The organism is Frankia sp. RB5 (assembly GCF_059816245.1).
The window spans coordinates 49557-61158 of record NZ_JCBATA010000012.1 but is presented as its reverse complement, the minus strand read 5'-3'; the positions used below and the strand labels follow the sequence as shown (position 1 = coordinate 61158).

The following is an 11602-nucleotide window of genomic DNA, read 5'->3' as shown; positions in this document are numbered from 1 at the left end:
AGCGCGCAACGTTCCTTCCCGCGGTGGCCATTGTGCCGCCAGTGACGGTACGGGCGGGGAGGCCGGCGCGGCGCGCATTCTCGAGTACGCCAGGTCAGGTGCGGTAGGCCGCGAAGACGGCGTTGTCCGGAAACCGGGCCGCCGCGACCGCCAGGACACAGCGCCGCCCATCGGCCAGCAGGCCGTGCCGAAGCAGCCGCGCCACCTCCCACCAGAAGGTGACAGCGTCGTGGTCCGGCACGGGAACACGCTCGAGAGGAAATCCGGCGTCCGCGAGCAGGTGTCGCGCGGGGGCCCCGTGACCCGCCGCGCGGGCGAGCTCCCGGATTTCCACCGGGGTAAGATCCCGTCTCTCGCCATCCGTGGGGTGCGCCTCACCGTCGGGATCGCCCCTGGTGCCGACGTCAACGCCCGTCTCCCAGGCGGCGCCAAGGCGCCGCAGCTGATGCGCGAGCGAGGATCCCGGCCGCAGGTCGTCAACAGCGTCCACGAGGACGCCGACCCCCCCTGGCAGACCGTCGGCGCAGGCCTGGACCAGCAGGAAGCACCAGTCCCGGCCGATGGGCGCCTCCGGGAGATACAGCCGCCGCCCGCTGCGTCGCTCGATCTGCTCGAGGAGGAGCCCGCGGGTGCCACTCAGGTGCAGATCCGAGCGACGCTCGAGCGCGTCGACGATCCTCATCAGGAGCTCGTCCCCCGCCGACGCCGCGCCCCTCACCCCATCGGTCACGGAGCGGTCAACACGGCGAGGCCAGAACGGATCACCTATGGCCACGACCCTCCCACCCCCCGAACAATCGCGGCACAACACCTTGGGTAACGATCCACGCCGTCCACGAGCGGTCCTCGTGACGGCATGCACCAGGCCAGTCTCCCGCCGACCGGACCGATGATGCAATATGCAGCGGACCGACGACGCACCGGGGAGTCGACCGGCAACGGGAACTGGTCGATCAGCCCGAGGGAGTGCTCGCGCGCCCAGCCGTCCGCCACCTCCTGGGACGGGACGTCACCGACCTCGACCGCGCCCGGCAGGCCATCCTGCCAGCGGCGCAGGCCATCGGTGCTGACGCCCGGCCGGCTCCAGACCGCTGCCGCCGCGGCGACGAGCGGGTGTGGATCGGCCAGCAGCGCCGCGGCTCCGCGAGGGGGCCGGGAACGACGGCCGAACCGGAGATGCCGCCGCCGGCGGCGACACACGGCCAGCCCTGGCCCCGTCGTCATCGAGGTTCGGGTGGGGTGCTCGCCGTCGACGGCGGCGGTGTGGCCAGCCGGCCGAGGCGGCGACCGGCGACCTGGATCAGGATTCCAGCGGCGTCAGCCCGCGACGCCGCTGGCGTCACTCCCACGCTCGGCGCCAGCCACCTCGGGGTGAGGCCGTTCAGGTGCGCACGGCGGCGGCCGGTGCGGGGTCCACGGCCGGCGCACCACCCGCCTCCCCGTCCGCCTCGCCGCTGGTGCCCAGGTAGGCGGCGATCGTCGCCGGGTCGTTGCGGACGTCCGCCGGCGTGCCCTCGCAGATCTTCTCGCCGAAGTCGAGCACCACCACGCGGTCACAGTGCGTCATCACGAAGTTCATGTCGTGCTCGATGACGAGGACGCCCATACCGAAGGTGTCGGCGAGCTGGCGCACCAGGACGCCGAGCTCCGCGGTCTCGACCGAGGACAGGCCGGCGGCCGGTTCGTCCAGCAGCAGCACGCTGGGCAGCGTCGCGACGGCCCGCGCGATCGCGAGCAGCCGGCGCCGGCCGTAGGAGAGATCCTGGGTCTGGCGGTCGAAGTCCGCCGCCAGCTCGAAGTCGGCCACGGCGGCGAGCACCTGCGGCGGCAGCTCCGCCCTGTCCGGCGACACCAGGTCGCGCACGTAGGCGGGCAGGCTGCGCTCGTCCGCCGCGGTGCGCAGGTTGTCGCGGACGGTCATGTCCTCCAACAGTTCCAGGGACTGGAACGAGCGGCTCAGACCCGCCCGGTTGCGCCGGGCGGCGGACAGGGCCCGCAGCGAGCGTCCGTCCAGCCGAATATCACCCTCCGTAATGGGCGTGAAGCCGCTGACGGCGTCGAGCATCGTCGTCTTGCCCGCGCCGTTCGGACCGATCAGGCCCACGACCTGGCCGGGCTCGACGCGGAAGCTGACGTCATGCACCGCCCGCACCGCACCGTAGCGCACCGTGATGGAGTCGACCTCCAGCACGCGCGGCGGGACGGTCTCCCGCCGGGCCACCGCATCGCCGGCGGCGGCGGGGATGCCGCCGTCCGCCGTCGGAGCCCCGGAGCGAGGGGCCCGCCGCAGCAGCGCCGCGGGCGAGGGCAGCGAGGGAAGGGACGGCAGCGACGGGAGCCGGGCCGAGACGGCGCCGATCTGTCTGCTGACCTCGGCGACGATGCCGTTCTGGTTGCCGATCAGCAGCAGGATCAGGATGACGCCGGAGATGAGCGGCAGGTAGTCACTCAGCCCGGAGAAGATCGCGTCCGAGACCTTGGTGCCCACTGACCCGGAGGCCAGGGTGCCGCCGGGGATCGGCCCCAGCACGTACCCGATGCCGCCGATGGCCGCGTTGCCGACCGACGTGATCGAGCCATCTGCCGTGAACGTGCTGAACAGCAGCGAGTGGGAGCGGAACCCGTCGACGATGCCACCGAGGGCGGCCAGCGCCGAGGACAACCCGAAGGCGTAGACCTTGGCGCCGGCGACGTCGATGCCCAGCGCCGCGGCGGCTCGCTCGTTGGTCCGCACGGCCAGCAGCTGCCGGCCGGTCCGGCTGCGGCGCACCTTCGCCACGAGCAGCGCGGCCAGCACGAACACGACGAACGCGAACGCGGCATAGCGGCTGGGATGCTCGGAGGCGTCGATGTTGAACCCGAACAGGTGCCGGGCGCCGACCTCGATGCCGGCCACCCCGCCGGTGGCCTTGGCGTTCTGGAACAGCATGTACTGCACCGACGCGCCGAGCCCCAGGGTGATAATCGCCAGGTTGACGCCCCTGGTACGCAGGGCGGGCAGTGAGAAGGCCATCCCGATCGGCACCGCCGCGAGCACCGCGACCACCGCCGCGAGCTCGAACGGCCAGTGCGCGGAGGCCACCAGCCGCCCGGCGATGTAGGCACCCACGCCGGACAGGGCGACCTGGCCGAGCGAGAGCTGCCCGGCGTAGCCGGTGACGACCACGATCGACAGCAGGATGAGGCTCGCGACCATCGTGCCCGTGACCGCGTCCGCCCAGGTCGAGGACGCGGCCTGGGTGATCAGGACGATGGCGACGACGGCGACGACCAGCAGCCGGCCGACACGCACCCGTCCCGAGCCCACCTCGGGCTGGCGTTCGTTCATGAAGTCGCGCAGCGGGAGCGAGCGTCCCCGCAGCGTCATCATCACCATGATGACCAGGAACGGCGCCGCCTGGGACAGGCCGGTGACGTTGCCGTACCTGGTCAGCTCGCTCTGCAGGACGCCCATCGCGATGCCTGCGGCGAAGGCGATGCCGAAGGAGCGGAAGCTCGCGACGACGCAGACGGCCAGCGCCGCCAGCAGGATGCCGGTCGGCGCGCCGACCTGCAGGCCGATGATCGGCACGATGAGGATCGTCGCGGCGCCGGCGAGCGCGGACCCGATCACCCAGTTCACCGCGGCGATGACGTCGGGCGACCAGCCCAACGTCGCCGCGGCCCGCTGGTTCTGGGCGACCGCGGCGGTGGCCAGGCCGAACGTCGTCCGGCTGTAGAGCGCGAGCGCCACGCTGACCGCGGCGGCGATCGCCAGCAGCAGCAGGCGGTCGGACGTCACGTCGATGTCACCGAGGTGGATCAGCTTGGTGGGCAGGGCGCTGTCCACCAGTTCGGTGGTGTCCGCGTAGCGCAGGACGGCCGCGGCCTGAATGATGATCATGACGCCGAGCGTGGCGACCAGCCGGATGAGCGCGGACGCCCGCCGCAGCGGGCGGATGACCACGAGATGGGTCAGCAGTCCGACGAGTCCCGAGGCCACCACCCCGGCAACGAAGGCGACCGGGTAGGTCACGCCGTGGTTGGCGTTGAGTTCCCAGGCCAGGTACGCACCGAGCATTCCGATGGCACCGTGGGCGAAGTTCACAACGCCGGATGCACGATAAATCAGAATGACGCCGCTCGCGGACAGGGCGTACATCGATCCGATACCGAGACCGAGTAAAGCGAAGCGCAGAACTTCCGTCACGCGACACCCACCTCCTCTCTTCGTTGCCGGGGGGCGGACTGGTTACCGCAGGTCCCGCAGCAGCGGGGCGACCTGAATGAATTCCTTACCGTCGGCGACGACCTTGCCGTCCTTGACCTTTCCGGGGAAGACCGTCGCGTTCACGATGCGCGGAATCGACGAGATCGGCCCCGGCTTGCTCCAGTTCAGCGGCGGGGTCAGCCCGCCGGTGTCGAGAGCGGTCGTCCTGCGCAGGGCGTCCGCCACCGTGTCACCGGTGACGGCCGACAGGCCCTTCGTCACCTTCTGAAAGATCTGGAACGTCAGCCAGGCGGTGCTGTTCTGGTCACTGACCAGGGCGATGTCCTTCTTGTGGCTGCCCGCGTACGTGTCGATCGCGTCGCGGTAGCCCTTCCACAGCGGCGAGGTGGTCGGCGGGTACCAGCCGTCGGTCAGCATGCCCTCCGCAACGCCGCCGGTCTTGTTCAGCACGGTGTCGTCAATGCCGCCGACGAAGTTGATGAGCTTCGGCTTCTCGCCGGACTGGGCGAGGCTCTTCAGGAAGATCGCGACCTGGCCGGGGGCCGTCACGAAGGCGACGCAGTCGGAGCCGCGGGTCTGGGCCACCTGCGGCGCGAAGTCGGTGGCGGTCAGCGGCAGCCGGATCGGCCCGACGACCTTGAGGTTGTGGGTGGCCGCCGCCAGCTTGAACGTGTTGGTCGCCGCGTCGGCCGCCGGGTTGTCCGCCTGCGCGACCGCGACCTGCTTGCAGCCGGCGTCGACCGCTCGCTGCGCCTCACCCGCGGTGTTCGCGTACGAACCGCCGCTGATCGGGAAGGACCACTCGCTGGTGTACTCCGGCGCGGTGAGCGGGGTCAGCCCGATCATCGGAATATGCGCCTGCTCCAGCACCGGCACGGTCCGGTTGCCGAACTGGGTGAAGGAGCCGAGAACCGCGACCGCCTTGCTCGAGACCGCCTGGCGGGCGCACTGCTCGGCCCGGTTGGGATCGCCCTGCGCGTTGCAGGTCTCGAGGACGATGCGGTGACCGTTGATGCCGCCATGGTCGTTGACGTAGTCCGCCGCCACCTGCGCGGCATAGGGAATTCCCGGATAGTTGATGGCCTGGGTGTTCCATTCCGACCAGGTCATCACCTTGACGTCGGGACCGGTCAGGTTCGCGCCGGGCTTCGCCTTGGCACCCGCGTCACCACCACCGCCGCTGCCACAGGCCGAGAGCGCCGCGAGCGCTGTGACGCAGACAGCCGCTAAGACGGGCTTCACGCCTCTCATCGGACTGACGCTCCCGCTAAGACTTCCGTGATCATTCTGGACTCCAGTCCCATGTCCCGCGCCCCCGTCGACGCGTCCGCGATGGTCGTGTCAACCCGCGAAACCCGCCGCTGGGTACAGCGGCGCAACCGGGCGCCAGGCATGCGCGCCACCCCGCTGGACGGTGTGGATCCGCCTTCCTGACCGCCCGGAACCTTCTCTGTAGCGTAGGCCACTTCGCGATGCCGGAACCATAGCGGCCACCTCGACCGACGGCAAGACCTCCCGCCGATCCGGTTCGAGGCGGCGCGGGAGTGGGGCAGCGATCCGGTGCGCTTCCCGGACCTGAGGATCTGCGTGTCCGAGGGTGGCATCTCCTGGGTGCCAGGCCTGCTCAACCGGATGGACCACCTGCTGCGTCACCGCGACAACAAGGCGTACTACGGTCCGTGGTTCGGCCTGGACATCACCCCGACCGAGGTGCTGCGCCGCAACTTCTGGTTCTGCGAGTTCGCCCGGGACTTCGACAGCGCCACGGTGGCGACGCTGGCGCCGCGCTGGGGGGAGGCCGGCTCGTTCGGCTACACGCCGATGCGGCTCGAGCACGTCGCCGGGCAGATCGCCGAGGTCATGGCGTCGCCGATGGTGTTCGAGTACGTGAACCTCGTCGGCCCGGCGCCCTGCCCGAGGCGCGGTAACCGCGGTCCGCGGGCATCGGAGCATGCCCGCGGGCACGGCTCGCGACTGACCCGCTGCTACACGTGAGCCCCCGGGCCCTCCGCTCGCCGCGGGTGCTCGGCTCCGTCGGCTCCGTCCGCGCTGGTCGGCGTGTGGCCGCCGAGGGTCGCGGCGATCCGCCGGGCAGCCGCGGTCAGAGCGCGCAGGATGACGGGCACGTTGCGCTGCGCGATGTCACCCGGACGGCCGACGACGCTGAGTGTCAGTGCGGTTCGGCCGTCAGCGCCGAACACGGGTACGCCGACGACGTCCTGGCGGTGCAGGGTGCTGGTGCGCTGGCCGAGGTGAGCGTACTCCTCGTCGCGCACCAGGTCCGCCATCCGTACCGCGATGTCGAGCCGCTCGTGCTGGGTGGTGGCGCGCGCGAGCTGGACCGCAAGCCTGATCACCAACTCGCTGATCGTGCCGTCGAGGGCGACGATGTGGCCCTGCTCGCGGGTGATGCGCAGGGCGTCGCGGTAGTAGCGGACCTCGTCCGAGTCCTCGTCGAAGCTGAGCCGTTGCAGCCACGCCAGGATCGCGTCGTCGGGCTCCCAGGCCATGAACAGCCGGCCGAGCGGCGGCGCCATCGGCCCCCGGAAGCCCTTGCGGCTGTCCGGGGTGACGTGGGGCGACGCGATGTCCTCCAGGACGAGGAGCTCGTCGCCGGCCCGACCGCCGATGATCACGCCCAGCTCGAAGCGGCGCATCAGGGCATCGCCCTCCTGGCGGGCGGCCAGCAGGCCGGGGTACTGGGCGAGCGCGGCGGCGCCGATCTCGACCACCGCCGGCCCCAGCGTGTACGTCTTGGCCGGCTCGTGGCGCAGCAGGTAACTCGCCTCGGTGAGCGCCATGACGATGGAGTGACAGGTGGAGAGGTTGACGTCGGCGGCGCGCGCGAGCTCGGAGAGGGTCAGTGCGTCGGCGGGTCGGGCCGCCAGCTCGCCGAGTATCCGCAGAGCGCGGTCGAGCGCCGGAACACTCTTCGCCACCTGTCGCCTTTCTGTTCGTTCTGCCTGATCTGCGCCGGGCCGACTCCCTGGGCAACAAGACAGGCGACAACGGCGTGCCGCGTCGCGATCGTACTACCGGACGGGCCCCCACCCGATCCTAGATCCTTCTCCCTAGGGAAGATATCTTTCGCTAAGGGAAGGAGTGTGGCACCCGGCTGGTCGGCGGACCTGAGGGAGGGCGCATGAAGGCAGGGGCGGTCGTACTGCTCGGCGGTCCATCGCAACGTGCCGGCTGTCCTGGGCCGGCGGACGCTGCCCACCGCCGGACTGAGGTCGCCGGCGCGCCGGCGACCCCCGCGTGCGCGGGCTGGAACAGCAGTGGACCATGGGCACGGGCGCCTGCTGGACGACGTCGTCGGGTCAGGAGGCGTCGTCGGGTTCGGTGATCCAGGCGGAGAAGACGGGCAGGCCGTCCCAGGGGCCCGGCGCGGCGGTACCGGTCGACGGGATCTGGTGGCGCGCGACCGCGACGACGGCATAGGGACGGGCGAAGCGCAGCTCGGCGACCCGCGTGCGAAGGACCTGGCTCAGCCGCCCGGCCCACGGGCTCGTGGCCCCCAGATCGGAGGCGGGGGTCAGCCGGTAACGCCAATACCAGCTGACCCTGGTCGCCAGCACCGACGCGAGCACGATCACGACCCGCGGGCCTTCGCCCTGCGCGGCGAACGCGGACATCGTCGGTCACGACGTCCGCTGGCGGGCGAATAGTTGGACCGACGCAATGGTGGTCGGTGTGGCTCGCCTCGCCGGTTGATCGGCGGGGTCAGCGGGAGCGGAAGGGGGCGGCGAGCTGGCCGAGCCAGCCGTTTGGCATGGGGTCGGGAATGCCGTAAGCGGTGGGCATGCGGCGGGGAAGGTAGCTGGTGTGGAAGAGCCAGTCCCAGACGGAGAGGATGGCGCCGTAGTTGCGGTTCACCGCGGCCGGCTCGTAGGCGTGGTGCCAGTGGTGGAAGGCAGGGGTGACGAGCACGGCGCTCAGCGGGCGCAGGGTCAGGCGGGTGTTGGCGTGGGCCAGGAACGGAAAGTAGAACTGGAACGCCATGAAGGCCACCGAGAACGTCAGGTCGAAACCGATCGCGTAGACCGGGGTGACGGTCACGAGCAGATTGATGATCTGATCGAGGGGGTGGCCGCGGCTCGTCGAGAGCCAGTCGAGGCCGGTGCTGGAATGGTGCACCGCGTGCAGCCGCCACAGGACCGGAATCTCGTGCAGTGCCCGGTGGCCGGCGTAGTTCGCCAGGTCGGCGATGAGGAGCAGGACGACGAACTGGAGCCAGCCGGGCTGGGCGAGGACGACCCGGCGCAGCTCGGCGGGAAAGGCCGCGTGCGCGGCCGGGCCGAGCACGCGGAGCGCCACCGTGAAGGCGATCGTGATCGGCAGCCGGTTGGCGAAGCTGTGCACGACGTCGACGGTCCAGTCGCGGCGCGGTGGGCGCCGGACCAGGGGAATGAGCTGCTCAAGCGGGAAGAACACCAGCGCGCAGATCGCGAACCCGATCACCAGCCGGGGCCGCTCCACCACGCCCAGCACGACGGCCGCCGCGACGACCAGCCCGGTGAACGCACGCCGCGCCGACTCCCACCGGCTCCCCAGGAACACCACCGACCCGTCCGATTCCATCGGCATCTCCAACCCCAGCGACATCTCAGACCCAGCAGATCCTCGGGCTCGCCCCGCCTCCGGTGCGCCGGGGAACGGGCCGCCCGATCGCACGGCCCATCCCCCGGCGGCGCCGGGAGCAGGGAGCGAAGGGGCTACCTGGTCGGGCCCGTGACCGGGTTGATCACGATCGGACCGCCCTTGATGGGACCGCCGACCCCGCCGCCGATCGGCATCACGCCGGCGTCGGAGGACGCGCCACGGAACCATTCCGGGTGGGTCACGGACAGCGTCCCGCCAGCCAGGCCGACAGCGAGCATCGCGATGAGGAACATACGGCCGACGGTGTTCTGGAAGAAGGTCTGTGCCGTAGCCATGAGGATTCCTTTCATTCCCTGGTCTGAGCGCTCCGGAGGCATCCGGCGAGGACGCTCACACCAATCGAAGGAACTCGGCAGACCCGGCCCGCCGAGGATCACAACAGCCGGTCCAAAGCAGGGATATCCCGGCCGTCGTAGTGACGATAACCCATCTTGCTCGGCGGTACGAGGACGATCCGCACTGCGACACCCATTGTTCACCATAAAATCAGACGGACCCGACGGACTGGTGGTCCACGACTATCCAGCTGTTCAGCCGACGGGATTTACGAACGTCCCGCCACCACAATTCGGGAAGGACTGCGGACGCATTCCGGGGGCACGAACCGGTGCCAAGGAAGACACGCCGCGATCCCGTGGGCGGGGCACGGTGCCCCCCGCGCCTCGGCCAGACGCCGTCAGGAAGGCCAGGCATAGGTCCGGGAGACATCAGCGGGAGCGAGGGAGCCCGGCTGGCGGGTCAGCGCGAACGTGTGGGGGCGTCCCGGCGACCCACCAGCCGGGGGCGGGCGGGAGCGGGAGCGGGCGGGCTGGGCGCTCAGCCGCTGGCGGCCGCCGTGCTCGCCGCAGCCGCGGCCAGCGCGGCCACCAGCGTCCCCCGGACACGCTCGACCGCGCCCCCGAGGATCCGGGGTAGCTCGGCGGCGTCGATGAGGGCGGCAGCCCGGGCGGCGGCCTCGGCCCGGTGCGGTGCCGGCTCGAGCTGCTCGAGCAGATCGAACGGGCGCAGCAGCGCGAGCAGCACGACGGTGTCCGGCCTGGGAGCCTGCGCGGGCGCGGAGTCCCGCGGGTCCTGGTCGGTGGACAGGGCGGCGATCAGGCCGGCGCGGGCGGTGTCGCCGGCGCCGGGCTCGGCGATCGGATGGCGGACGACCCGGAAGATGCGGCCCCGCTCGGTGCCGAGGACGCCGGCGGCGACGAGCCGGGTGGCGATCGTCTCCCGCACCGGCGAAAGCTCCCGCAGCACGGTCTGCAGCGCGTCGTCCGTGGTCGGCGCCGGTTCCGCCGCCGCGAGCGCGGTGTACGCCTGCCGCAGCGGCACATTGTCGGTGGCCGGCGGGCCGGCGGGGGTCGGGGTCAGGACCTCCCCGTCGAGCTGGAGCGCGCCGGCCAGAACGAGATCCGCGACGAGCGCCGCGGCGAGTCCGGCGTCGGATCCGGCGCCGGCGGCATCTTTTCCTGCCTCGTCCAGCGTGAGGAGAAGAAACGTTTCGGCAACAGTGACGTCCATGCCGGATATCATCACACTCACCTCACCTGTCCGTTAGCGCGTGGCCAAGGCAACCGACCCACCAGCCGGAATACTCCTGTCGTTTCCCTCGCGTTCCCTTTTCCGTTCATCGCCCTCCACCGGCCCGCCGCCGAGGACGCGCTGGGTCAGGGCGAGCTGGGCCGGTTGGCGTCGCCACAGCAGCTCCCGCAGGCGCGCGGCATGCTCCGCCGTGCCGCACCACAACGGCAGCCCGACCCGCACCGTCGCCACGTCCGATCGGGGCTCGCGCCGCACCACCAGCTCGGGCCAGGGCACCGCACCCGGACCGGCCGCGGCAAACGCCCGCTCCACCAGCTCCGTGACGCTGGCCGGACGTGCGTCCCCGCCAGCCGGCGGGCCGTGCGGCTGATGGGGCTCGGGCCAGCGCAGGTCGCCGGTGGCGGCGAGGGAGCGATACCAGACGAGCTGGTCGGCGCGGGCGGCCGCGCGCAGCTCGGCGGCGGCGCCAGGGGCCCGCAGTCCCGCGACGGCGCGCGCGGCGGCCGCGGCGGTGGGGAACTCCGCCAGCCACAGCTGATGGCCGCGCGGGACTCGGGTGCGCCGGCTCGGCCCGCCGTCGGCGAGGCGGGCCGAGCGGGCGTCGACCGTCGCGAAGCGCGCCCCGGCGTCGGCCAGGCGCAGCCACAGGTCCCAGTCCTCCAGCCCGGACGCGAGCGCCCGCCACCCGCCGACGGCGGCCGACAGGCCCGCCCGGTGCGCGACCCGCGATGGCTCGAACAGCGGCGACGCGAGCTGCAGTTCCGGATGCCAGAGCAGGTCGAGCGGCCCGGTCACGGACGTCACCCGCCCGTCCGGCCCGACCCGCACCGCACCGGTCGCCACCACGTCGGCACCCCGCTCCACGGCCGCCACCAGCGACGCCAGGTGGTCGGGCAGCCAGGTGTCGTCGTGGTCGAGGTAGGCGACGATCCCGCCGCGGGCCCGCGCGAGGCCCGCCTGCCGCACCGGCGACGGATGGCCGTGCCGGGGTGTGCGCAGCGGTCGGATCCGGTCGTCCTCGCGGGCGCAGGCGGCGAGGACGTCGTCGGTGTCGTCCGTCGAGCCGTCGGAGACGACCAGCAGCTCCCAGTCGGTGAACCGCTGGTTGCGCACGGAGCGCAGCGTGGGCAGGATCCGGCGGGAGCGGTTGAAGGTCGGGCAGATCACCGAGACCAGCGGCGATGTCATGACGTGGTCACC

The 11602-nt window shown here is 71.7% G+C and carries 10 protein-coding genes; 1 reads left to right on the top strand and 9 read right to left on the bottom strand.

All coding sequences use genetic code 11. The features are described from left to right. Positions 1–94: 94 nt before the first annotated feature. The 3 genes from AC6EXY_RS08425 to AC6EXY_RS08415 form a co-directional block, all read right to left on the bottom strand. Positions 95–682, bottom strand: a complete 588-nt coding sequence (locus tag AC6EXY_RS08425; RefSeq protein ID WP_499816470.1) for an effector-associated domain 2-containing protein — start codon at positions 680–682, stop codon at positions 95–97. Between the two features lie 699 nt (positions 683–1381). Then, a complete protein-coding gene (locus tag AC6EXY_RS08420) occupies positions 1382–4189 on the bottom strand; it encodes an ABC transporter permease subunit (RefSeq protein ID WP_499816469.1) in 2808 nt (935 codons plus the stop codon). 42 nt (positions 4190–4231) lie between these two features. Next, entirely contained in the window at positions 4232–5452 is a 1221-nt protein-coding gene (locus tag AC6EXY_RS08415) for an ABC transporter substrate-binding protein (protein WP_499816468.1), read from the bottom strand. A gap of 345 nt (positions 5453–5797) precedes the next feature. Between AC6EXY_RS08415 and AC6EXY_RS08410 the strand changes: the two genes are divergently transcribed. After that, positions 5798–6205, top strand: a complete 408-nt coding sequence (locus tag AC6EXY_RS08410) for a hypothetical protein (RefSeq protein ID WP_499816466.1) — start codon at positions 5798–5800, stop codon at positions 6203–6205. On the opposite strand, the gene AC6EXY_RS08405 is transcribed toward AC6EXY_RS08410, so the two are convergent. From AC6EXY_RS08405 to AC6EXY_RS08380, 6 genes are all read right to left on the bottom strand, one after another. Continuing rightward, positions 6196–7149: an IclR family transcriptional regulator gene (locus AC6EXY_RS08405; protein WP_499816465.1), complete on the bottom strand. Its 954-nt coding sequence runs from the start codon at positions 7147–7149 to the stop codon at positions 6196–6198. The genes AC6EXY_RS08410 and AC6EXY_RS08405 overlap by 10 nt on opposite strands. A 381-nt stretch (positions 7150–7530) precedes the next feature. Next, positions 7531–7845 carry a hypothetical protein gene (locus AC6EXY_RS08400; protein ID WP_101834841.1) on the bottom strand — a complete coding sequence of 105 codons (315 nt, stop codon included), beginning with the start codon at positions 7843–7845 and terminating at the stop codon, positions 7531–7533. Between the two features lie 88 nt (positions 7846–7933). Next, positions 7934–8791 (bottom strand): sterol desaturase family protein, encoded by an 858-nt coding sequence (locus tag AC6EXY_RS08395; protein ID WP_499816464.1) that lies wholly within the window; start codon positions 8789–8791, stop codon positions 7934–7936. 134 nt (positions 8792–8925) lie between these two features. Beyond that, complete coding sequence (locus AC6EXY_RS08390) at positions 8926–9147, bottom strand: hypothetical protein (RefSeq protein ID WP_101834837.1); 222 nt, start codon at positions 9145–9147, stop codon at positions 8926–8928. Positions 9148–9688: 541 nt separating this feature from the next. Next, positions 9689–10381 (bottom strand): GOLPH3/VPS74 family protein, encoded by a 693-nt coding sequence (locus AC6EXY_RS08385; RefSeq protein WP_499816463.1) that lies wholly within the window; start codon positions 10379–10381, stop codon positions 9689–9691. 33 nt (positions 10382–10414) lie between these two features. Continuing rightward, positions 10415–11590 (bottom strand): glycosyltransferase family 2 protein, encoded by a 1176-nt coding sequence (locus AC6EXY_RS08380; protein ID WP_499816462.1) that lies wholly within the window; start codon positions 11588–11590, stop codon positions 10415–10417. Positions 11591–11602 lie beyond the last annotated feature (12 nt).

Coding starts and splice junctions, on each gene's coding strand:
- AC6EXY_RS08425 (WP_499816470.1), bottom strand. CDS start 682: ATGAGGATCGTCGACGCGCTCGAGCGTCGCTCGGATCTGCACCTGAGT.
- AC6EXY_RS08400 (WP_101834841.1), bottom strand. CDS start 7,845: ATGTCCGCGTTCGCCGCGCAGGGCGAAGGCCCGCGGGTCGTGATCGTG.
- AC6EXY_RS08395 (WP_499816464.1), bottom strand. CDS start 8,791: ATGGAATCGGACGGGTCGGTGGTGTTCCTGGGGAGCCGGTGGGAGTCG.
- AC6EXY_RS08390 (WP_101834837.1), bottom strand. CDS start 9,147: ATGGCTACGGCACAGACCTTCTTCCAGAACACCGTCGGCCGTATGTTC.
- AC6EXY_RS08385 (WP_499816463.1), bottom strand. CDS start 10,381: ATGGACGTCACTGTTGCCGAAACGTTTCTTCTCCTCACGCTGGACGAG.
- AC6EXY_RS08380 (WP_499816462.1), bottom strand. CDS start 11,590: ATGACATCGCCGCTGGTCTCGGTGATCTGCCCGACCTTCAACCGCTCC.